This window comes from Paenibacillus sp. W4I10 (assembly GCF_030816325.1).
GTDB classification, from domain to species: domain Bacteria; phylum Bacillota; class Bacilli; order Paenibacillales; family Paenibacillaceae; genus Paenibacillus; species Paenibacillus amylolyticus_B.
In genome coordinates this window covers 5,289,805-5,314,043 of the sequence record NZ_JAUSXX010000001.1, presented here as the reverse complement: position 1 = coordinate 5,314,043, position 24,239 = coordinate 5,289,805, and the positions used below count along the sequence as shown (strand labels likewise).

At 42.6% G+C, this 24,239-nt stretch carries 19 protein-coding genes; 3 read left to right on the top strand and 16 right to left on the bottom strand.

The genetic code is table 11. The annotated features are described in order from the left end of the window. Positions 1 to 159: 159 nt before the first annotated feature. The 9 genes from QF049_RS23935 to QF049_RS23900 form a co-directional block, all read right to left on the bottom strand. Positions 160 to 507, bottom strand: a complete 348-nt coding sequence (locus QF049_RS23935) for a hypothetical protein (protein WP_307541069.1) — start codon at positions 505 to 507, stop codon at positions 160 to 162. A gap of 377 nt (positions 508 to 884) precedes the next feature. Continuing rightward, positions 885 to 1,346: a hypothetical protein gene (locus QF049_RS23930; protein WP_307541067.1), complete on the bottom strand. Its 462-nt coding sequence runs from the start codon at positions 1,344 to 1,346 to the stop codon at positions 885 to 887. 62 nt (positions 1,347 to 1,408) lie between these two features. Further along, positions 1,409 to 1,897: a hypothetical protein gene (locus tag QF049_RS23925; protein ID WP_307541065.1), complete on the bottom strand. Its 489-nt coding sequence runs from the start codon at positions 1,895 to 1,897 to the stop codon at positions 1,409 to 1,411. A gap of 18 nt (positions 1,898 to 1,915) precedes the next feature. Then, positions 1,916 to 2,311 carry a hypothetical protein gene (locus QF049_RS23920; protein ID WP_307541063.1) on the bottom strand — a complete coding sequence of 132 codons (396 nt, stop codon included), beginning with the start codon at positions 2,309 to 2,311 and terminating at the stop codon, positions 1,916 to 1,918. A gap of 112 nt (positions 2,312 to 2,423) precedes the next feature. Continuing rightward, entirely contained in the window at positions 2,424 to 2,591 is a 168-nt protein-coding gene (locus tag QF049_RS31505; RefSeq protein ID WP_483874760.1) for a pentapeptide repeat-containing protein, read from the bottom strand. 183 nt (positions 2,592 to 2,774) lie between these two features. After that, positions 2,775 to 3,182 (bottom strand): contact-dependent growth inhibition system immunity protein, encoded by a 408-nt coding sequence (locus QF049_RS23915; RefSeq protein WP_150365039.1) that lies wholly within the window; start codon positions 3,180 to 3,182, stop codon positions 2,775 to 2,777. A gap of 100 nt (positions 3,183 to 3,282) precedes the next feature. After that, the gene (locus QF049_RS23910) at positions 3,283 to 3,783 is read right to left on the bottom strand and encodes a hypothetical protein (RefSeq protein WP_307541059.1); all 501 of its coding nucleotides are present in this window, start codon (positions 3,781 to 3,783) and stop codon (positions 3,283 to 3,285) included. Between the two features lie 38 nt (positions 3,784 to 3,821). Continuing rightward, entirely contained in the window at positions 3,822 to 5,267 is a 1,446-nt protein-coding gene (locus QF049_RS23905; protein ID WP_307541057.1) for a WXG100 family type VII secretion target, read from the bottom strand. A gap of 185 nt (positions 5,268 to 5,452) precedes the next feature. Further along, positions 5,453 to 6,256: a DNA-binding protein gene (locus QF049_RS23900; RefSeq protein WP_307541055.1), complete on the bottom strand. Its 804-nt coding sequence runs from the start codon at positions 6,254 to 6,256 to the stop codon at positions 5,453 to 5,455. A 172-nt stretch (positions 6,257 to 6,428) separates the two neighbouring features. On the opposite strand from QF049_RS23900, the gene QF049_RS23895 reads away from it, so the two are divergent. After that, the gene (locus QF049_RS23895) at positions 6,429 to 6,767 is read left to right on the top strand and encodes a helix-turn-helix domain-containing protein (RefSeq protein ID WP_307541053.1); all 339 of its coding nucleotides are present in this window, start codon (positions 6,429 to 6,431) and stop codon (positions 6,765 to 6,767) included. Between the two features lie 65 nt (positions 6,768 to 6,832). Here the strand turns inward: QF049_RS23895 and QF049_RS23890 are convergent, their stop codons facing one another. From QF049_RS23890 to QF049_RS23865, 6 genes are all read right to left on the bottom strand, one after another. Beyond that, the gene (locus QF049_RS23890; protein ID WP_307541051.1) at positions 6,833 to 10,585 is read right to left on the bottom strand and encodes a pentapeptide repeat-containing protein; all 3,753 of its coding nucleotides are present in this window, start codon (positions 10,583 to 10,585) and stop codon (positions 6,833 to 6,835) included. Between the two features lie 192 nt (positions 10,586 to 10,777). Beyond that, positions 10,778 to 12,472, bottom strand: coding sequence for a histidine kinase N-terminal 7TM domain-containing diguanylate cyclase (locus tag QF049_RS23885; RefSeq protein ID WP_307541049.1), 1,695 nt, complete (start codon positions 12,470 to 12,472; stop codon positions 10,778 to 10,780). Positions 12,473 to 12,876: 404 nt separating this feature from the next. After that, positions 12,877 to 13,758: an AAC(3) family N-acetyltransferase gene (locus tag QF049_RS23880; RefSeq protein ID WP_307541047.1), complete on the bottom strand. Its 882-nt coding sequence runs from the start codon at positions 13,756 to 13,758 to the stop codon at positions 12,877 to 12,879. A 165-nt stretch (positions 13,759 to 13,923) separates the two neighbouring features. Then, positions 13,924 to 15,342 carry an L-arabinose isomerase gene (araA, locus tag QF049_RS23875; RefSeq protein ID WP_307541045.1) on the bottom strand — a complete coding sequence of 473 codons (1,419 nt, stop codon included), beginning with the start codon at positions 15,340 to 15,342 and terminating at the stop codon, positions 13,924 to 13,926. A 274-nt stretch (positions 15,343 to 15,616) separates the two neighbouring features. Then, complete coding sequence (locus QF049_RS23870; RefSeq protein WP_047840995.1) at positions 15,617 to 16,312, bottom strand: L-ribulose-5-phosphate 4-epimerase; 696 nt, start codon at positions 16,310 to 16,312, stop codon at positions 15,617 to 15,619. Position 16,313: 1 nt separating this feature from the next. Beyond that, positions 16,314 to 17,930, bottom strand: coding sequence for a xylulokinase (locus QF049_RS23865; RefSeq protein ID WP_307541042.1), 1,617 nt, complete (start codon positions 17,928 to 17,930; stop codon positions 16,314 to 16,316). A 434-nt stretch (positions 17,931 to 18,364) separates the two neighbouring features. Between QF049_RS23865 and QF049_RS23860 the strand changes: the two genes are divergently transcribed. Beyond that, a complete protein-coding gene (locus tag QF049_RS23860) occupies positions 18,365 to 19,456 on the top strand; it encodes a GntR family transcriptional regulator (RefSeq protein ID WP_307543395.1) in 1,092 nt (363 codons plus the stop codon). A 352-nt stretch (positions 19,457 to 19,808) separates the two neighbouring features. On the opposite strand, the gene QF049_RS23855 is transcribed toward QF049_RS23860, so the two are convergent. Beyond that, positions 19,809 to 22,679, bottom strand: coding sequence for an S-layer homology domain-containing protein (locus QF049_RS23855; protein ID WP_307541040.1), 2,871 nt, complete (start codon positions 22,677 to 22,679; stop codon positions 19,809 to 19,811). Between the two features lie 302 nt (positions 22,680 to 22,981). Here QF049_RS23855 and QF049_RS23850 point away from each other — a divergent pair, with 302 nt between their 5' ends. Further along, entirely contained in the window at positions 22,982 to 24,148 is a 1,167-nt protein-coding gene (locus QF049_RS23850; protein ID WP_307541038.1) for a response regulator, read from the top strand. Positions 24,149 to 24,239: the final 91 nt, after the last annotated feature.

The window sequence follows — 24,239 nt, the reverse complement described above, 5'->3', positions numbered from 1 at the left end:
GACAAGAGTTATATTCGTGTTGGAACGAGAAAAAATCCGACTCTCAGATGAGAGCGGATTCTTCATGTTTTTTGTTACATATGAGGACTTTATTATGGTTAATTCTCTTCCCGATTTGGGATTGTTTAAATCTAGCACCATGCAAGATTTTTCGCAGAGTTACAATCCAGTTTCGTAGTCTTCCAGCATATGTGACCAGTAACCTTCGTCATTCTTCATTGCTATCGGATCAATCTGCTCAAAATAACCACGAAGTGCTCTGGCATACTCATCTGAGGTATATGTACCTTCCAGTCTCATTTTAGTTGCCAGTTCACTTCTAATTAGATGAAACAAAAAGAAGGTTCCCAAATTCTTATTGAGCATATATACATTGGACTTATCCAATGATGACGTTGCGAAAAACATATCGCTCCCTGGTTTTAGATAGAGACCATACGAGTCACGCATACCATAACTTGCGAAGTGACCAATCTGAATATATTCCTCTCCTTCAATAACTTTCACTTGGAAAGCTTCAGATTCATAAAAGGAAAAATCATCGTATTGTTCTCTGGAACTCCTATGTCGATTAAAAAATGAGCATTCTCTTCACTTATGCCCGAATTTATTAGATTAGTAAAGTCATAATTAATTATTTCCGTGTCATAGTAGTCCTTTATCTCTACGTTATCCAAATCCATGCTCTCACTCCTCTAAAAGTTACGTACAAGGTAACGACTAAATAACGCAGCCCTAGCAACTGCGTTATCGTTTGAAAATATGTCCAGTCGTATATATTTTAATTTTATTCCTCGTAAAACTCACTAACTCTTCATCGTCTTGTTCATTAATTCAGAATCTCGGTTTGGTGATTGTGTAGTGATCCCCCACAGCTTCTTAAATCAACCCTGCCATATCCTTCTCAATAAAGTTTCCATCCAGTAAATCATAAGGCAATCATAAATATTAGGGTTCTCTCTGCAATGCGAGTTAATGACAAGTTGACCATCAGACCGTAGAAAGATCACGCCACTTTCACTATCTGTCAATGCAATATCCTCATCTAATTTGTCTGTTAGAGTATTAATCGCTTGGAATATGATTTGTAATCCCTCTTCGGGTGAGCGTGAGAAAACGGAAATATTGATACAATAATTAATATTTAAATTCAACTCTTCTCTCGTAAAACTCACTAATTCATCATCGTCTTGTACGATAACTGAGAAGTTAGGATTGGTTATCGTGTAATAATCGTCCCTCGATTTCATATGAGTCTCCTGAGAAAAATCTTTTAGAGAACTCAACAATAATTCAGCTAATTTTTTCGTGTCTTTTTTATAAAATAGGTACAATGCTAAATCCATACTATTCCCTCCGGGAACCATATAAAAAATGTAGTAAGTATCTAGAGTCTAGGTTACAATTTTCAAATCATTTTAGGATCTTTATAGCACCAATCAGAGTCAAAAATCATTGAGTTTATCTTTTGTATATCTTCCCAAGTGAAGACCCAATCGTAATCAGACACCCAAAAATAGTCGGATCTATTAAGATTCAGGTATTCATAAACGAAACGAAGAATAACCTCTTCTGCTCCAAACACTTCTTCTATTGTACCCACTCGAATGAGTTCGTGATTAGGATCCAAATCGAGACCTTCATAGTCACCGAATATTCCACTCTTATTTTCCTTTGCCTTCACATACATAATGAATTGATGATTATTATCGTCGCTGTTGTAGGAATGAGCCAGAATGTTCAACGTTGTAGAAGAGAATTTTCCATTTTTAAGGTTTTTATGATTATCCAAAATAATCCGGTTGTCGGAGTTAAATGCTGCAATCATAGTGTCAGACAAAAACTTTTCTGGCGTATACTTTTCACGCTCCGTTAAGAAAAATGCAGTGGTTCCCATTAGTTATCCTCTTCTTTATTAGTTTAAGGACTCTAGAACTGCTATGAACGGAGGATGTCCCGTTTCTTGGTTTTGTAACAAACTTGGTTTACGAAATCTTAAACTCGTCTGCAGTTCAATTACAGGTGCTTCCGCCCTGACTTCTTTAAGCAAAACTTTTACCCAAAGGGGGCACAAGGGTACTCTACAACCCAACATCTTTATAACAGAATCAATATCGAACTCGCGTCCATCTAAATTATTCGAATTTAACATTCCCCGGTAAAGATATTCGTCTGTAGAATTTAAAGATTTACCCCGCTCCTCAATCGGAGTAATTATGAATTTACTGTTTTCACCCAATACTTCGTTATGATAGGTGGATAATTCATCTACAGTTTTTAGTAAGTATTCCTTAAAAGAATCTAATTCCATATATGTTATCAACATGCCTACTCCGTTAATTTAAATTCAGTACTTGTCTTTAAGATATAATTTAAAATTCATTCTCCCACAATAGCTTCTAACCATTTTGCTGCATCTTGACCTAGAAGGACTGTTGGGTTGTCAGGGGTGCCGACATTAATGCTATGGAAATTCGCAAAGTTGCATTAGAAAATTCAGTATAAGATAGGTCCGACTTATAAAAATCACAATTTACTAATTCTGCGTCGTTATAAGTTGACGAACTTAAACCTGAGGCATGGAAATCCATGTTGTTCAGACTAAGATTATCAAAATTACAGCTAGTCATATACGATTGTTCCAAACACACACCAGTTAACTCATAATGTTGAAAATCAACTTCCTGTAATCTTAGCTTCTCACCTTCTTGACCACTAGTCTCAACCCATTTTTTGTGAAGCTCAAATTTAAGGTCTAAATTTATTTCATAATTTTAAAGGCCAACCTTTTTCAAAAAAAGTTCTAATAACTCAGCGTACTCTTCCTGATCTTCTTCATCAGCCCATTCGAATTGAGAAAGATCTCTCTTGATAGTCTGGAGTAATCTTTTTAGTTGTGATAAGTCTCTAAAATTATTCGTTTCAATAGAATAAAGAAGCTTCAACAGATGTCCATCATACATCTCCCCAGCAAGAGGATCTTTTGATAAAATTTCTATAGCCTTTTCTATACCAAGATCTATAAGCACATGTTGGCCCAACATTCTACTAACATCTTCTAAGTCAAGCTCACTCACTTTCTTATTAATAAGTCTATCGTACCAATGATCCAAAGGTGAATCAGAGTTATCAGTCTGAATATTTTGATCTATTGAATATATTTCTTTAATTAATTTACTCATTTATTTTGTTCAGCTCCTGCATTTAAAAAAGGCCTATCTACGATCTTATAGGACGCAGGTAGGCCGCTTCATTTAAAAATCGCCTCGAAGGGCAAGGAAGTTATTGGTTTACCCAAGCTTTCAAGCCTTCTTCACTAATATCTATAGGTGCCTGTTTTGACATGTAGTCAGCGTTTGCCAAAGGGAATGCATAACCCCCAGCAATAATATCACCATGTCGTCTTCTAAGGGATCCTCCTCTTTCAATCAGAAGAATTAGAGGTTCGTACAAATCATGGAATTCCAATGCAATCTCATTTCCAGTATCCTGCAAGTTTAACCACTCTAGATAAGCTTCACATGTTCCTTTCATAAACGTATTTTTTAACCCACTCAACCCAGGACACTTTTCTGATATACCCAGATCACTATCAAATCCAATTGCATGAGAAGCTTTAAAGAAAGGATACGGTGTTTCTAGATCATATAATGTAATTAGCACTGCTGCTCGTCTTATATATTCTTGTATCAGCGCCATATTTGAAGGCTCGTCTACAGTACCAGATAGATTCCAATCTATATTGTTTATTCTTTCTACTCCTTTGGAAAAATAACTCATCATTGCCTCCACTGTTCCGAGTTTTGTTTAGTATTTTGCGATTATTTAAATGGATCAAAGCCTTCAAATGTACCATATTCCGGTTGCTCAGGTGCCTTTCGATGTGCGCCATCATTCGGAGGTTGATCAGTATACGTTCTCTTATCATCTGACCATGACTCTATACGTCTGTACGGAATTCCCTCCTTCATTAATTTTGCTTCAGTAAGTTCATGATCGGCTAATTGTTTAAACCAATCCTTCTGGGCTTGATTGAGTTCTTTTTTCTGAGCTAATTGCCAAGCATATGCTATTTCATCGTCAGGTGAGAAATGTTCTTTTTTGATCAGAATCCCTCCTGCTTTCGGAATTTCATGTTTCTCTAAGAATAAATGTTTCTTTAAATTTGTAATGTCTGAAATATTTAAGCCTGTATTCTTAGCAACATCAGGAACATCCTCTAATTGTATATTCCTGATTTTATCATATGATTTCATACCATAATCTGAAATGCTATCTTCAAAGAGGATAAGTTCATCCAACTTGTTAAACGAAGAATTCGGCATATCATCTTTATTGATTCTTACTACTTTATTATCATGTGTAACAATTTCAGAATAATTATCATATACAGTCACCTTTTTAGCATGTTTACGAATATCCTGTACATTATCTCCAGAGACTATTTTTCTTATCGCATTTTCTGTTTCAATGTTAGGTTTTCTTAATGCCTCTGTAGCTTTACCCTCTATCTTACCATTCTTCGCCTTAGCAGCCTCAATATGCTGCTTAATCCTCGCTACAGCTGGATTAGAAGCAGGCAATCGATAAGGCCCCTTACCACCAGGCATACTCCCACGAACCATCTGAATCGCCATGAATATCTGACTAAACTTCAGAGAGGTCACCATCATCTGAGCATACTTATCTGATACAGGCTCTCCCGTCGTAGGATGAATACCCATCTCAAACGCCTTAATCTGTAACGCAAAAATATCTTCCCCAGGCGGTTCAACGTTCACAGCTTGCATGCGATTAAAGTCCAGATGTCCCTGGTCCCTCTCATAAGCCTGAAGGGCAGCCTGATCCGTAACACCTTTCTCGTTCACAGGCATCATTTTACCAAGCATCGCGTTATAGGCCATCCGATAGCCCTTGTCACCCGAACCTGAATCACCTGTTGATTTGGTCATCATAGCTGCGGCACCGACAGCTCCAATTGCACCACCGAGACTTCCCTTCTCAGCATCTGCATCCTGGAAACGCGTGGCGATATCCTTCAATTCCTTCGATGTGTTCACCATACTCTCCAGCGCTTTATCCAGTATAGGTCGCGACTGCTCGAACTCATAGTAAAATCGCTCCTGCGTCGCACCCATCCACATCATCTGAACGAACATGATCTGTCTCGTCAGATCATTTCGTATACTCTCTAACTGTTCTCTGGCTTGATCCACCTGATTCGATACGTGATGTAGTTGTTCAGGGGTAACTTTGATTGTACTCATACGTTTCTCCGCTCATTCGAAATAGGATTATCCTATGTTAGCAGAAGTGTAATAGGTAAACTATCCGGCTAACATCCTGATTTCACCATGGTAAAAACACAAGCTGTGCTCCTCATCGGTGCTATGGTCCTATATGCATATACCCACTTCAAGGCATATCCTACCAGTTTCAGTAAATACCTTTTCTACTTCATTTCCTCCAGCATCACCCGATACCGCCCGATCTGCTCCGCTGTCGCCTCTTCCCGCAATGATTCCAACAATGCCATGCACCTTATAAAAAACCGATCCAACCCAAGCTTATCCGCTAACCGAATCGCCTGCAAAATGCACTCCACGGCCTCCTGTGGTCTTCCCATCCACTGTTCATACAAAGCCCGCTGGTAACAATAATGGTACATATCATCGTTGTTTGAAGAATCCGTTTCTCTGCCAACACCCTGTATCTGATCCTCAAACACCTGTAAAACCCGATCAATCTGCCATCTATGCCGCACTGCTGCCTCCGTAATCACTTTCAGACCCGCCAACCATTCCTCCGGATGCTCAAGTAAAAAGTTCACAAACTCCTCCAGTAGTTCCACCTGCCCGGCTTCAATCTCAAGAGCATACCGATTTACCTGTGCCTTATGCCTGAATTCCTGCACCACCTGCAAGCCTACCTCATCCAGATCCTCCATCCACCCCAGTTCTGCATATTGATCGATACATGCTCGCGCCTGATCTACCTGTCCCATCTTCTGGTGAGCCATACCCCGCATTAGGTGACTGAACCCGTAATAGTAGACCAAGGGCCGTTCGATGTGTATATGTGGTGCAGGCATTCCCTTTGAATGATGCTCCTGCCGCTCTTCATGGATGGACTGCACACATTGATATAACATGTCCGCCCTCTCCATCACCTTGTTCCAACTTTCAAAGGCTACAGCCATCTCCAACATTTCAACAATGATGTCCGGTTTGAGTGATTTTAGGATAGATTTTCGCAAAAGGAGATCCTCCTCTGATAGTATAGGCAAACATAATTTCTAATTACTCCTGTGAAGTAATGATATTCGTTTATTATACTACTTAAAATACGTAAATAACACCATTATTGCTATATATTTTAACCTGACTTTTATGGCCCATCTTATCTAAGCTTATTATGAGGTGATCCAAATGTCAGAGTTACGCCAATTAACAGGTACACGAATTAGAGCAATGCGAAATGCTAAAGGACTTACTCAACAAAAGCTGGCTGATATTGCTGGGTTAGATTATAGATATATTGGAGCATTAGAAAGAGGCGAAAGAAACTTCTCCATTGATACGTTGGAGAAAGTTCTAGTCGCCTTGAAAGTATCTATTAGTGAATTGATGTTGTTCTCTGAAGAAGATAGTGAAAGTACAAGACAAAAAACAATTGATGAGTTTATTTTAGGTATTAATAAACTAAGTGAAGAACAAATCAAAGCTATATTAAAGATAAATAGAGAACTTTTTCAACTCATAATATAGCATATTAATTTACTAGAATCTCCTAAACACTTAGAGAGATTCTAGTATTCTGAACAATATTAAAATTAATCTTCAGTGCTTTCATTTGCAGCTGCAAGCTCTCTCATGATTTGTCGTCTATATGGATGATTCCACCTTTTAATTGTTGTATCATATGTGACTTTTTCTGTAAGTCCTCCAAGAACACTAATTAAGTATCGGTTATAGTCATCTAGTTCATAAGTATTGTTCACCACAGCCCCTTCCCATCTGAAAAATTGAATTACAGACTCTTTATTATATATAGCTATCTTTTCCCCGGTATCATTGTCAAAACAAATTACATTGCCTTCTAAAGTTAATAAACAAAATTTTTCGCCCATGCTTCTTGTGTCTACAATAAATGAACTATCAAACTTTTCTGACCACTGAATTACATTATCTACAACACTAACAATTCCGATATCTCCCTCTTCTAAAACAATATCAAATTCAGGTACGTGCGTTTGAGAGAGACCAGGATAGTAGAATACTATCTCACGACCTGATTCACTTATTTTTGTTGCTGTAATCCATCCATCGCCTAGTATAAAGATATTTCTCATTGTTGCTCCAGTAAGAATAGAATCTCTCATACTGGTATGTTCAAGTCTAGCTCCGCTTAGATTAGCATTTTTCAGACTACATCCTTTTAGATTAGCATTTCTGAAGTTAACATTCTCAAGAATTGCATTATCAAAATTAAATCCCACGAAATTTGAATTTACTAAATTTGCATTACTCAAGTTTGTATGAGACAAATCAGTATTTAACAAATAATTTATATCAAGTTGATTTAGAATAGTAGTTGCATTGCCTCCAACTGATCGAACTTCATCAGTAGATTTAAATTTTGTATTCATAATTACTTGAATTAGATTAGAAGCCTTATCTCTGTCAATCATATTAATCATTAAATCGATAAGCGCTTTAGAAAGTGGTTGGTGACCAAAAGTTGAAATTAAGTTGTCGTAATCTTCTAGAACAAAGTTATCAAGAGGAGAGATGTTATCTAACCCACCACCCTCATCAATTGTACGGTTAAAATAATTAGACCAAGTATACTTTATTGCTTGACCCCTTTTATCTATATATGATTGGTTCCTAATTGGTTGGACAAAATCCTCAGCAAGTAAACCTAATTCTGAAGCAAACTTATAAGCCACAAAAAATTCTAGTAAAGAACGATGAGCAGGGGTATAGTCGCCCTCAGAATTTCTGATTAATATTGTTTGTCCCATCATATCGTAGTGCCAATGATCTAAATTCTTTTGATTTTGTACAATATTCCCAAAGAAACGGTTAATTCGACTTGGAAACTCTCTATAATTAAGACTCATTTGGTCATTCGAAAGCATCTCCCAAGCAACTTCACAAAGAAAATACATTTTATCTGCCATCGATGTAAAAGTTCTCATTTCTGTTATATCCCTATCCATTTTTCTCTGCACTGCATAAAGGTAGATACGTGATAAATCTATTGGCTTACCTGAGTCTATGTCGGGTAATGCATCTACTATAAATTCTATCATTATTGGTCTATCTACCAGCTCTAATAGTTTTTCATTTTCCATAACATGATCTACTGTTTTCTTTGACGTTTGCTTAGATAATATTTCTCTTATCTGGTTTTCATTTAATTTCAATAATTCCAACACCTCAAATTGTGGAGGTTCACCAGTCAAAGCAGAAGTCGATGCTAAAAGCTCTGCATTAAGTAAACTTCTCCCCTCCTTGGCCTCAGGAAAATGTTCTTTTCTACAGGTCAGTATAGCTTTAGCTCCAGGTTTAACAACCTTCGCCAACTCCCAAAAGTTATTAACCATGCTTTGCCTGTCAATCTTGGCAGCCATCTCATCAAAACCATCAAAAATCAATAGCAATTTACCCATACGATTTAGTTGCTCAAACGCCCCGTAATTAGGCAAATCAATTTTGTGTTTCCTGAAGAAAAACTCTGAGAACAAAGATTCAACACTGACTGCCTTAGCATAGTCACGTAAAGGTATTATTAAAGGTATTCTAGGACGTGAGGTTCCCCTTAGTTTCGCATCCTGATAACGTTTCAGTGCGACCCAAGCATAGTGAAGACTAAACCATGATTTACCAGTACCAAATTCGCCTAGAACTGAAATATGTTTCTTATCCGGATCATCTAGCCATTTATCAATATAACCATCAATTCCTCCATTGGCTTCATCATAAACACTTACTCCTACTTCTTCGAAAGTTACTGGATGATGCTCTTCCTTTGAGCAATTTAAAGGAATGTAATTTATATCAATGCCTCTACTCTTGATCTCTTGCTCAAGCCAAGCAAGATATTGATCAAAGTTTGCACTCTCATCTAGTAATTCGTCTAACGTGTAGCAAATAATTTTAGAATTGTTACTATTCTTACATTCTTTTTCCGCAGCTTGGCTTATCCTTCGTGCTGCTATTAGCCATCCTTCGTCAACATTACAATGTTCTACTCTTGATCTGATATTAAGAACATCACTTAATTGTGCTTCTCCACTTACACCACGAATCAGCACCCTATCATATCCCCGTCTTGCTTGAATGTTTATAATCCACTCAAAATAATCATCAGAAATCACATTATGTTCCTCAAACTTATAGCCTAATACCTCAAACCACGGTTTAACTTGGGATGCAAGATAATCAGCCGCAGTCCCTTCAGGAAGTTCAGACTTTGAAATAGACTTCAAGCGATTAATTTCATTTTTTAGTGTGACTACTTCTTCATATGGCATTTTTGCTTCAGCTAATTCTGCTGTCATCTCTCTATGCTTTTGTAGTAGCCACTTCATCACACTCTCAGCGACATTATACCCTAGTGTTAAAGCACTATTAAAAAATGAGTAAGTGACTCCTTTGTGTTTATCGAACACTTCATTATCTAAAAATTTTGTTAGTTCGATATCTCTTGAACTGTCTTCATCTCTAATATATACAAAACAGGGTTTACTATTTTGACGAGCATAAGTGTATTCTCTTTCTGATAATTCACTATAACTACTTCCAAAAAGACCAATATAAAGGTCTGCCGCTTCCACTTGTTGAATAGATGTCGTGATAATACTTTCTGGAGCAGAATCATTATTTGCTGTGAATACCCAAGCATTTATTCCCCGTTCTTCTAATTCCTTTACAAGAATCTCCTTTACATCTCTAAATTCAACTGTATGACAACTTATGAATACCCTCAATTTAAAATCTCTTGAGGCTAGCACAAACTTACGATCCACCCTTTTTTCCTGAAGATTATTAATTTTCTCCCACATTTCATCAATACCATCCAACTTACTAAGCTGTTCTAATATAAGCGAAGTTTTTATATGTATATCATCACTTATCTGATCAAGTCTATGATCACGTCTAACTTCTGCAGGAAAACGTGAACTATCAACAATTTCATTAAATACTGCACTAAATTCTACATATTCCCGACGTGGGTCATAATCGAATCCGTCTAATATTAATTCAATTTCTGACCAATCTATACTTGAATGAGATTCATTTAAAAATTTGGATGGATTATTTGAATTAAACGCTTCTTTAAAAGCTTCTTTTACTGATTTACTCTTAAAGAAATCAATTAATTCTCTGGGCCTATACACCCCATATACAACGAGTGTGTAGGCATAGACACTATCAAAATCACTTGGTGGATGTGTGGGGTCTAAGTTAAATTTCTTTAAAAGGCGAATAACATGTTCATTTCGTTGCGCTATCTTAACTGCAGGTGGAATAGCTATTTTAATTAGTGATTCTGAAACTTTCAATAATAAGTCCATAAAATCTCACCTCATAAATAGAATTAAAACTTTATTTTATTATTGCGACGCTTAATTCATTTTTAATATATACTTATTTCCTACTTAATTGAATATTCTGTAATCTTCATCTGTAATAGTGGGAGTTGATATTTTATATTTGTTGACCTCTGAATAATATCACTTCATTTTCGCACTTATCCTTAATCTTTCTCAAACAACTCCCCGCTCCAACACCCCAAACTCCACTCTGTTCCGCCCATTCTGCTTCGCCTGATACAAGGCCTTATCCACCGCAGCGAATAGCTGAGTTAAATACCCCTCCGGATTGTCCGGTACATGCACAACTTCAAAATCCTCACAGGACAGAATACCAATACTAATCGTAATCGACACCTGCATAATCTCGTGATCCACCATAATGCGGTTGGACTCCACAGCGGTTCTCACGCGCTCCGCAATCTGGTTCGCCAAATCATGCTCCGTGTGCGGAAGGTAGATCATGAACTCCTCCCCGCCATAGCGCGTCAGAATATCCGTACTGCGAATCGATTGTTTGACGGCCTCCGCTGTGCGGACGAGCACTTCATCCCCAATGACGTGTCCGTAGCGATCATTGATCGCTTTGAAGTAGTCGATATCGAGCAGGAGGAGTGAAAATGGCGTTTTGTATTGAATATTGGTAATGACCTCATGATTCAGATGTTGGGTCAGATAACGACGGTTGTAACAGTTGGTTAAACTGTCCGTCAGCGCCAGTTCCTCCAGTTTGCGATTGGCCTCGGATAACTCCTGACGGATCAAGTCTAGCGCCTGATTGCGCTCCTGAAGCGTCTCGTTCTGGCGATTCATCTCTTTTACATAGAAGCGCTCCTGCGAGACATCCTGGAACGTAAGGATATGACCGATCGGCACAAGAGCCGAATCCACAATCGGAGACGATTGCAGGATATATTGCCGGATGTTGTTACCCCGCTCCACGATCACTTCAATCTGAGAGAGGGTATTTTCTTTTTTCTTATAGTGATTCACGAATTCGCGACAGCTGCCCACAACATGAACCGACTCCAGAAATAGCTCCATATCAAAAGAATCCCCTACATGTAGATCCATAAAGGATCGAGAGGCTTTGTTCGCTTCAACAATGACTTCATTCTCATCCAGTACCAGGATGCCATATGGAATGGTATTGATTACGTCCTCATGGGCGATGGAGACCAGATCGAACACATTGTATCTTTTGATCACATAGACGAAGAACAGGTCTGACAGAAAGATCCCCAGCGATGTCATGCCAGGAATGATCGGCAACCAGCGGGCTAGAACGACATTCAGAATCGCATCGATTGTTGCAAAAACAGCCAACACCAAGATACCCCATAGGGTGATCCGCACCTGTTTTTTGATCATCGCAGACGTCTGTGATGAATACACCGCCCGGAACAGAACGACGAGGGACGCCAAGAAATAGCTCACCAGAATAACCATCACAACCCAGAACCAAGGGCCGTAAGCCCGCTCGATGTACCCGCCCTCCAGTGGGATGACGAACTCATTCCATGGATTTGCGACCACACCTATAGCCCCGATCACCGCAGGGACAAATAGCAAAAACGTTCCTTTTGCACTTAAACGCTCTGAATAGCCGGTAATAAAGATCGTCAGTAGAAGCCACCCGCTCCCAAGCAGGGAGACCGCAACAAAAGATAACGTAACATAGAACAACTGTAGGCCGGAATCATCCGTGAGCGTACTGGCAAATTGACAGAAAGGCCAGAGCATCATCAACCCGTGAAACAAAAAGTACACCTTATGTAAATTCGTAATTCTAACCGTAGCAAACACATATACACCTACACCGAACAATAGGACAAATAAAAAGAGATCATACCATACTAATGGGTTCACGAATCTTCTCCTTCTTAGATGCTACAATGACAACGTGGTTGTTCATGATTCTATGGGATACTTCTATTAAACTTCAATAAACATCTATACTATACTGCTACGTCAATTCTATTGGTTAATTTAACCATATCTTATCACACCACCCTAAGGGTGAGTAGCCCATACACTGGAAGTCTGACCAACCTCTGATCGAAATGCTGATCTATTTTGCGTTTTTGTGAAGGAATCTGACTGTTCTACAAAAAAAACCGCCCATATCCAACGGAGCGGCCAGCCAGCAATTAGTTTGATTCAAATGATCCAAATCATTCGCGGAGTTCATCTCTCCGGCAGTAGTACTTAACCTTCTGAACAGGAACATCTACTCTTCCCGTATTTTGGCTATGACTTTGCTTATGATCAAGTCAACGTTCGCCTTCAACGACCTGCTTCTCAGCGATCAACAGCTCCAATTGTTGCTTATAAATTGCCTCGTTTCTGAGATATGCTTCGTGACTCATTCCGACCAGATCAGCTTCGTATTTAGGGGAATAAAAGGGTTCATTGTCTGAGAACAAGTCTGGATTATCCTTCAGCAACTCCGTGATTACCTCTGACGTCATAGCCGCATCACACACTCTAACAACCGCATCACCGAGCTGTCCTTTACACATCGCACCTTCGCGAACCAATACCTCGTCTACTTTCCAGAAATGCTCCGACCATGGCAACCCACAATGTCTGCGGGACGGTACTGGAATCTGGCTTCCATCTGGTAAAACCGTATAAAGCATCTCATGCTCGTCTGTCATTCTGCCAGGGATGTCCACCCACTCTTCGACGCCATGGATAAATGTATTCCGCTTCAAGTCAACGCCCACTAACAAGATTGTCGCTTTCCGATCCAACAGTTTCCCCCATGCGGAACCTCTCGCACACGGTGTATCGAAGAGATGATCGTCCTTCGTAAATGCCTCTGCATCCCTCCCCAGTGCCGCTACCGAGTGCGTAGGATGCCACGAACGAACCACGCCCGGACGTTTACGGAAAAGCTCAGGCAGAATCCCTACGCAGCATACAGAATTTTCCACGTGGAACATTGGGTTATCCGCATTGATGGTAGACCACGTATGAGTGGGAAGCACCAACAATCCGTCTTTCATATAATCGCTGCAGGCATCCAGCACCGTATTTGCTCCACCTTCAACCTCGCCCAAACTCTTCATTGAAGAGTGCATAAGCAACGTACCTTGGCGATCCAAACCGAGCTGCTCCAGTTGCTGCATCAAGCTTTCTTTTGTGTACATATCCTTTCCTTACCTCCTACATTTCTTATCTCTTTTCGATGGAAAAGCAAATTCTTGCTCAGCTTCACATCATGCTTCTCAGCATAACAAACAAAGGGCCGAGGGTTAACCCCCGGCCACAGAGAAAGATTCGTATAAGTTCAGGCAGTAGCTGCCAATCCACTTTTACTTAATAATAACGTACTCCAGATTCACCAGCTTCGCATATGTCACGATCTGATCTGTCGTCAGGTTCAAGGATACAACCGTATGGTGACCGCCACCATTTTCGATCCATGCTCTAACGCCATCCTGGAAGTTCGGCTTCACGCTCCACAATACACGCGCTACCGGCAGATTAGGTGCTGGAACGGTAGGCTCGAATGCAGATACTTCATTGATCAGCAGTTTGTAATGGGTACCGAAGTCTGCCATGGATACCACGACACCTTCACCCGCTTTGCCATCGAATACAAGACGAGCTGGATCTTCGCGATCGCCAATACCCAGTGGGGACACGATGATTCTTGGTTTTGTACTAGCCAGTGTAGGATCTACTTCAAGCATGTGGGATTGCAGGATTGCTTCCTGTCCAGCAGCCATCTCGTAGGTGTAGTCTTCCATGAAGCCCGTGTTCTCGTTATGGGCCATGATTTTCAGCAAACGATCCAGTGCAGCTGTTTTCCAGTCACCCTCACCGGCAAATCCGTACCCTTGCGCCATCAGGCGTTGCACTGCCAGACCCGGAAGTTGTTTCATGCCATGCAGATCTTCGAAGTTTGTCGTAAAGGCACTGTACCCACCTTCGTCCAGGAAACGTTTGATCGCAATTTCATAGCTCGCTTGCACACGTACGCTGGCTTCCCAAGCTTCCTTGCTGTTCGTACCATAATCAAATTCATAGAGGTCTTTATACTGAGCAATCAGATCATCGATTTCCTGCTCCGTTACGGCGTTCACATATTGCACGAGGTCGCCAATGCCGAAGTAATCAACCGTCCATCCGAATTGGATTTGTGCCTCTACTTTATCACCTTCAGTTACGCCAACGTTGCGCATGTTATCTCCGAAGCGAGCAACTTTGAGGTTGAAGCCTTCGTTAAAGGCAACCGCTACGTCCATCCAGTCTGCAACCTGTTGTTGCACTTCCGCGCGCTCCCAGTAGCCAACCACGATTTTGTTTTGTTTTTTCAAACGAGCATTGATGAAGCCATATTCGCGGTCACCATGTGCCGCTTGGTTCAGGTTCATGAAGTCCATATCGATGGTTGCCCACGGAATGCTTTCGTTGAATTGAGTCGCCAAGTGCAGCAAAGGTTTTTGCAGCAATTTTGTACCACGGATCCACATTTTTGCCGGGGAGAAGGTATGCATCCACGTAATGACACCCGCTACTTCGTCGCGGTAGTTGACTTCCTTCATGATGCTCGTGATTTTATCTGCAGTTACCGCCAGATCCTGCAATACAAGCGGGTACGGCAGTACGCCGCTGGCATTCAGGGCATCCGTAATTTTCTGTGCGTTGGCCTTTACTTCGCCCAGTGCTTCTTCTCCGTACAAGTGCTGTGAACCGACCACAAACCAGAACTCTTTTGCTGCTGACATATAATCATCCTCATTTCATTATTTTATAGTCGAATAAATGGGTTACACTGGACCACTGCGCAGCCAGAATAATCTTCCGATCACTGTTATCCCCAGATTTTTTTTGATTCCCTTTTCTAAAGGGAAAATCCGGGGATAAAGGTGAACGCTCCGCTTCTCCAGCTTTCTTCTGTCTTCTCCGTTATCGTGTAAAAGTTTTATACAACTTCGTTGGCAGTAGTAGCACAAGACCTATTCGATTGGATTAGTGTCAACCGATCGCTACATAACCTAATTACTTCTGTCCGTAATACGCGTCTTTTCCGTGTTTACGCAGATAGTGTTTATCCAAAATGCCTTGTGGCAGTTCCTTCGCGAAGTTATTCAATTGCCGCGCGTACAGGTTCATTTTGCATACTTCCTCCAGTACAACACTGTTCACCACCGCAGACTTGGCATCTTTCCCCCACGTAAATGGTGCATGCCCATGGAGCAATACTGCCGGAACTGCCATAACATCAATTCCACGCTGTTCAAACGTTTCAATAATGACACGCCCTGTCTCCGCTTCGTATCCACGATCCACCTCGTCCTGATTCAGGAAACGTGCACAAGGCACCGCTCCATAGAACGTGTCCGCATGTGTGGTTCCCATTACAGGTACGTCCAGTCCGGCTTGCGCCCAGATGGTCGCCCATGTGGAGTGTGTGTGCACAATACCGCCAATCTCCGAGTAATGCTTATATAGTACGGCATGTGTTGCAGTGTCCGAAGAAGGTCTCATCTCACCCTCCACCACGTTACCGTCCAGATCAACCACAACCATGTCGCTTGCTTTCATCACATCGTAGCTAACGCCACTTGGTTTAATTACGAACAGACCGCTTTCCCGATCAATTGCGCTGACGTTACCCCATGTGAATTTTACAAGTCCGTGCTTGGGCAGTTCCAGATTCGCCTGGAATACCTCTTCTTTCAGTTGTTCTAACATGTTATTCCCTCCCGTTCTCTACCAGATGATCTACAGCTGCCTGCTCAATTGTGAGCCCATTCCGGTAGCGTTCGATAAATGCTTCAAACCCTTTCACATCCGATGCATCCGGTGCCACTTCGACTCCCTCAACATCGTTAAAGACCTTCTGCTCCAGGAACACATCCAGGCTCTCCTCTTGATCCTTGTTGATCATGTACGAAGCCAGAAGTGCCATGCCCCATGCGCCGCCTTCACCAGCTGTAGACATTACCGACACCGGTACATTCATCGCAGCAGCTACAATCCGTTGTCCGACGACAGGGGTCTTGAACAGGCCACCGTGAGCCAAAATGCTATCAATGGCTACATTCTCTTCCTCCGTCAAAATGTCCATACCCAGTTTGAGTGCACCGAAGGCACTGAACAGATGTGTCCGCATGAAGTTTGCCAGATTGAAGTTGCTTTCCGGGGAGCGGACGAACAATGGACGGCCTTTCTCAAGTCCCGTAATGTTTTCACCCGAGTAGTAACCGTAGCTGAGTAAACCGCCACCATCTGGATTTGCCTCCAAAGCCTTGTTAAACAACACGCTAAACAACTTGGCGTTATCCACTTCATATCCCATCGCTTGAGAGAATTCACGGAACAGTCCAACCCATGCATTGATATCACTGGAACAGTTGTTGGCATGCACCATCCCTACTGGGCTACCATCCGGCGTGGTGACCATATCGATCTCGGGGTACACTTTGGATAATTCCTTCTCCAGTACAATCATCGCAAATACGGATGTCCCAACGGAGATGTTCCCCGTACGTTTTCTCACACTATTTGTTGCCACCATACCCGTTCCGGCATCGCCTTCTGGCGGGCAGAGCGGAATGCCTGCTTGCAGATCTTGCGAAGGGTCGAGCAACTTGGCTCCCGCTTCCGTTAGCTCACCTGCTTTCTCACCAGCGAGATATACCTTAGGCAGAAGGTCCTCAACTTTCCACGGATAACCTTTGCTTGCGATCTGTTCATCGAACTGTTGGATCATGGATGGGTGGTAATTATGTGTAGACTCGTCAATTGGGAAAATGCCTGAAGCATCGCCTATCCCAATCGCCTTATTGCCTGTCAGCAACCAATGGATGTACCCAGCCAAAGTAGTCAGATGATCGATCTGAGATACGTGTACCTCTTCGTTTAAGATGGCTTGGTACAAGTGAGCAATGCTCCAGCGTTCTGGAATATTGAATTGCAGAAGTTCCGTTAGCTCCCTTGCAGCTGCTCCCGTCGTAGCGTTACGCCAGGTGCGGAAAGGTACCAGCAGTTCGCCCGTGCTATCCAATGCCACATATCCGTGCATCATGGCCGAGAATCCGATAGAACCAACCGTTCTCAGTGTAATTCCATATTTCTGTTCCACATCTTGCTTCATCTCACGATAAGCCGTTTGCAGACCTGTGATGATATCCTCCTGGTTGTACGTCCAATATCCATCTTTCAGGAGGTTCTCCCATTCATAACTGCCTGACGCGATGGTCTCAAAACGCTCGTCAATCAACACCGCCTTAATCCGCGTTGATCCAAATTCAATTCCGAGCGAAGTAGCACCATTAGTAATGGCTTCTTTCAAGTCCAATTGACTCATAATCACGTGTATCCCCTCTCCGGTCGCGATTTCACATCCCTAAGGATGCATATATAAGGTGAAGCTCTTACTTATGACAGTAGCTAATAATGAATTTTGTATAGATGCGTTCTGTTGTGTTTTCAAAGAATGCGCTTTCCTTTTCTGACAGCCTTAGTATATTTTTTGTACGTACATTTGTCAATAATATATAATAGTTATACTTACAAAGGACACATATTGTGCTCTATTTGGCTATCCAAAGGTCTCATGCGGCTATAAAATGGCTATGCTGTAAGGAACACCTCTCTGCAAAAAGGCCGGATATGTACGGTTCATTTCGAAAAATATGCTGTTTTATATGCATTCAAACTGAATCATGCTAAAATATGTACGTACAACTATTTGAACAACAAGGTTGATATAGATGAGTAACGATGAAAGAAGTGGACTACGTGAAGCCAAAATACCAGGTCATCATTGATGAAATAAAGAGTCATATCCTCTCGGGGGCATATAGCATAGGCGAACAGATTCCAACCGAGTTGGCATTACAGGAAAGCTACAATGTAAGTCGCCAGACGGTGCGAAAAGCCATTTTGGAGTTATCGAACGAAGGGTTTTTACGAAGCGAAAAGGGTTCAGGAACTTACGTTAGCAATCAGTATCGATCACGATCAGGCGGCAATACGTCAAAGAAAACCATTGGCGTGATCACAACATACATCTCGGATTACATCTTTCCTTCCATTATCCGCGGTATTGAGAGTCGTCTGAATGAGGACAACTACTCGTTACTGCTCGCCAGCACCAATAATGATGTGGCACAGGAGAAAAAGGCTCTCGAAATGATGCTCTCCTACGGCGTGGATGGCCTGATCGTCGAACCGACCAAAAGTAATCTGTATAATCCCAATATTGCATACTACCTTTCGTTCAAGGAGCAGGATGTGCCGTTTACGATGATTAATGCCTTTTATGAAGAGCTGGAGGTTCCATTCTTCTGTCTGGATGACGTGCAATCCAGTTATCTCGCCACACGTGAATTGATCGCCAAAGGTCATACCCAGATCGGCATTATTGCCAAAATGGATGATTTGCAGGGCAAGTACCGGATGAAGGGGTACATTAAGGCATTGGGTGAAGCGAAGTTACGGTTCCATCCTGAGCAAGTACTCTCCTTTGATACAGCATCGAAACCGGATTTATCTTCTAATGTAGCAACGTATCTGGACGAAAACAGAGATGCGCTTACCGCAATCGTCTGTTACAACGATGAAGTAGGACTGGAAGTCGTGCACGCCTGTAGGCAACTAGGTATCTCGATCCCGGATGAGTTATCCATCATTGGACAGGACAATTCGTACATCGCCAAGAACGCCAACATAAGGCTAACAACGCTAACTCACCCGCAGGAGCAAATGGGCCGAGACGCCGCAGACTGGGTGATCAAAAATCTGCAAGGTAAAAAGGATCTGCCGACGAACACCTACTATCAGCCGGTGCTGGTTGAAGGTGAGACAGTGAAACAAATCGAGGTCGAATGAAAGATTTTCAGAAGCCCCTTCCACTCCGCAGCCTTCATGATCGACTCCTCTAGCACCCCACTATTTTAATGGTAGGATACAATTCACCTTATCGACTGCTCTGTTGTATAGACCGGAAAGATTGCCTGACTTGTTCGCCTGTTTGCCCAGCAGCTCAATCCCTTTTATGCTTCCGTTTACCAGCATGGGGTTTCTGGACACCGACTTCTCGGAAAGCCGTCATACCATATAGCGAACTTCCATGAGACCGTTACGATCGTATCTTGTATAGATCCCGGGTGCAACATCACATTTGCCCGTATTGTGAGACACAAAAAAGAGGGGGCTGTCAGCCCCCTCCTAATCGTTAATACTAGTCGATCAACTTTGTAACTTTCAGCAGTCTTTCAACCATAGCAGCTGTTTCCGCGCGCGTCATCGCCGCTTTCGGGTTCAACTGCTGTCCTCCAGTCCCTTGCAGGATGCCAGCCTTAATCAATTGGGCTGCGGACTCCCGGGCATATCCGGAGATGTGGTTCGTATCGCTGTAAGAAGCCAGAATCTGATTGATTTCCACTTCACTCAGCGCCTTTTGCGACTGAACGAGATGAAGGGAACGGGCGATCATGGCGATGCCTTGCTCTCTTGTAATCCGTTCGCTACCGTGGAAACCACCGTCTGCAAAGCCTTTGATAATGTCATATTGGCTGGTAATCGCTACGGCATCGTGGTACCAACTCGACGGTGCTACGTCGCTATACGGCGTGTTGGTTACACCTTGACGCATTAAGCCAAGTCCGCTTGCCACAATCGTGGCGAATTCCGAACGGTCGATACTGCGATTCGGGGAGAAGGTATTGTTGCCTGTACCTGCAAGCTGCAGTCTGGCTGCAATATTGTTGACGCTCGCCTGTGCCCAGTGGCTCTTCACATCATCAAAACTTTGCGGATTCCAGATGACCGAGTAGCTGCCCTGGCTGCGCAGGTCGTTGATCAGTGCAAAGTAACGGTTGTTGACTTTCGTTACGAGTGTCGGAACATGGAACACGGTACCGTCCGGATTAACAATGACGCCGGTCGTAATTTTGTTCGGATCAATGCCTTCAGGCAATGCGATATAACGTGGCGCGTATTCCGTCAGTTGATCCGGCTTAACCGACTGGCCTTGGTACGTAAAGTTAATCGATAGATCGACCGGATTAACCAGCAGATCGTAGTTGCCTTTGGTCGCCTGATCTTTTGCTGCGGCTTCCAATGCGTCAGACGATTTCTTGATATCCATATCGACTGCAATTTCGCCAAGCGGCACGCCGTTCCATTGTTTGGTGATCGAACTCAGATCCAGCTGTTTGCTTGGAATCGGATAAATAGCAAGCAGGTTCTCGATATTCAGCGTGGAGCCGGTATCGGACAACTGCTTCAGGTTTGCTGCGGTCAAACCCACAACCTTAGTGTCACCGTCGTCAGGCACACGTACATTCAATTGCTGTCCGTTGCCTTTGGAGAGATAATCCGATAGTTTATCTTGATCAATCACAACGGTCGTAACGTTGTTTGCCGTTGTGCCCGTAGCGAAGCTGCCGTCCTCATTGTTCACAGTTGTTTTCACACCTGATACCGGAGCTGGTGTTGTTGGTGTTGTTGGTGTTGTTGGTGTTGTTGGTGCAGGTGTTGGTGTCTGGCTTCCGGGCGTGCCGGAGTCATCACGAGGGGCACGTGTAACCGTAATGATGTACGTTTTCGTCGTGCCGTCCTGCCCCGTCACAACCACCTTGATCTTGTTGATGCCTACGCTAAGCGGCAGCGATTCGGAAGCGATGCCACTCGTCAACGCAATCGGACCTTTTACCAATGTGTCTTCGCTATCGTACACGCTCGCCGTCACCGTAGCATTGCCAGCATCATATACCATAGCTGACACTGTCATGTCGCTTACGCCGTTCGACACGCTTGTCGCATAACTTGTCGTGTCTGCTGCAAACGCCGGGCTTAACGTGCCGCTCGACAGCGTCAAACCGTCCAAGTCTGCGTTCTTAGTCGATGTACGAATGGATGTTCCTGTGCTGATAGCAGACGCCGGCTGCGTCGCTGTCGCTTTCACACGGGTTACAATCGTATAATCTGTATCCGGCGTCAATCCGCTGAACGTCGGGCTATCCTGCCACGTCACGCCGCCGTCTATGCTGTATTCCTGACCAGTGATGTCTTGCAACGTAATGCTCGTTGCTGTTTTGCTTACTTCTACCGGTGCTGTCGGAGCCAATGCTCCGTCCGCTTTTATATCTTTGGTGGCCGTGATGTTACTAATAACACCGGAATTATATTCGACGATAACTCCAGGATCTTTAAATATGCTAGTGTTACCATGTGTATTATTTACAGCTAAATAACCTACTTTATTATTTTTCGTGTCTAGCAGCAGGGTGAGATGGTCATAGAGTCCATTAGGCACAAACTCTTTCGATGCATCAAGACCTGTTGGCAGGCCGTTTGATACATAATTTGTCGCGCTATTACTAGGAGCAGCGTCCCAATTAGGTGCTGTAGTATTAGTAGCGCCTATAAAGCTAATAAAATTCCAGTCATCCCTAAATGGACTTTTAAATTCCTCAAACATATTAGCAATCGCAAACACTTCTTCAGGATTAGCTGGTGATGGCTCTACAAGATGTCCGCTATTGGCCTCTGCAATAGTCACAGCATCTTTAAACCCCATGGTAGTATCTTGTCTTGCCACATATACAAAATGACGTCCATTGTAGGTACGTACAGATGTTTTCCCATTGGTCAATGGCGCCCCTGGGGTTACATTTACTGTGACTCTTTGGATTTTCCCTGTAGCTTGTGTAAATGTCATATCCCGAATAACATCTTGAATATCTTCATAAGTAGTTTCACTTGAAAAGTTGAACACTCTATTGGTCGATGTAGATTGGTCAGTAACAATGTCACTAATTGTTATACCATTAGTCAACTCGGTTATATTACTTGAACGAGTCCCAACAGCAATTGATCCATTATTGACCGCAACCTTAAAGGATCCTCCCCCTGCATTCACGACACCTGTGCTTCCAAATGAAGCATTTGGTAGCTTATAGGTTGTATCGGTTACACTTACAGGATCACCAAGATCAAGTGTTGGTGTTGCCGCTGCTCTTACTTCTAACGGGTAAAAAGGCATCATCGTCAATACCATAATGATTGCCATTAGAGCAGATAGCATTCTTCGATTTTTTAATTTCATACTAGTCCTCCATATCACGATATAATGTATTTTTCTTCGATAGATGTGATCATAACAAAAGGAACTTTGCAAAATCTCTACAATTATTTTACATACTGTTTTTTTGCTCACCTCGAAATGAAGTTCTTGAAGCTAACAACGTAGGATCAAGATAAATTATCCAACTGAGAATCCTTCTAATTGGATACGGCAGCGTGTACTCAGACGGACTCTAATCATCCCTTGCCAAAAATCCGATATTATCGGTGTGGCAGGTCGAATAATGTCAAAACAATGCATCTATTTATGGAGCGTGAAAATACATGAAGATCATTTTGGTGGATGACGAAGCGCTTGTATTAAACCAAATTCGGCGAATGCTATCGGGATATCCCACTATTTCGGTGGTCGGCTCGTTTGGAACCGCAGAAGAGGCTATTATGCGAATGCCGGAATTTCAGCCGGATGTCGTTTTTTTCGATATTCATTTGCCTCAACTATCTGGAATCGAAGCGATAGGGTTTGCAAGGGAGGCTTGTCCAGGAGTCGATATTGTATTTGTAACGGCAGATAACTCATATGCGGTCAAAGCGTTTGAGCTGGATGCGGTCGATTATTTGCTTAAGCCGTTGTATCAACCACGTTTAGATCAAACGATACAACGGCTGATGCAAAGAAGAATTCATAAACAGGAAGATATCCGTTCAACGGCGTCTTATCGAATTCTGTGTTTTCGGTCTCTCCGTTTTCAGCGCAGCAGCGGGTCTCCGGAAATCCCAAAATGGCGGACGGCCAAAACACAAGCTCTGTTTGCCTTCCTACTCCAACAACGCGGCAAAATCGTCCTCAAGGAGACACTTATGGAGCTACTGTGGCCGGACCTTGATGTAAAACTGGCATCGAATCAATTGTACACATCGATTTATCACATTCGACAGTGCTTGAAGCAAATGGGCATCGATGCTCCTATCCGCAATATGACTATTCAAGAAGGCTACATTCTAGACACAAGCCGCATTCGAATTGACGTGGATGAATGGGAAAATGGTTTACAGCAGATAAGCGGTGGGAATTTGGCCGACAATCACTCTGAGCTGCAGCGGTTGCTTGAGCTTTATGAAGGGGACTATTTACAAGAGATTAGTTATGGGTGGTTGGAGGACGAACGCGAAAGACTACGGAAGCTATGGTATCAGAATGCCCGTTCGTTAGCCCAATTCTATGAGAAATCCGTGATGCTGGAGGAAGCCCTGGCGTTGTACGAACGGATTCATGATGTGGATCCGTATAACGAAGAAGACGGCCTTGCGCTGATTAAGCTGTACACGGAAATCGGAAGGCACAAAGAAGCCGAGAGGCACTATCACAAACTGGATCATCTGTTTTCAAATGAGCTGCGGATTGGCTTGACCGATAAGCTGGTAGACTGGTTCGAACAGGCGAGAATGAAATCATCCCCTTGGCGCAATGAAGAAACAGAAATTGGGTAAACTCACGTCTAAAGGCCAGCAAACCGTACCCGTAGGACGATACCGTGTGAAATAGACGAGTTGCGACAGTTGCAGCAAAGATTTATTTGTC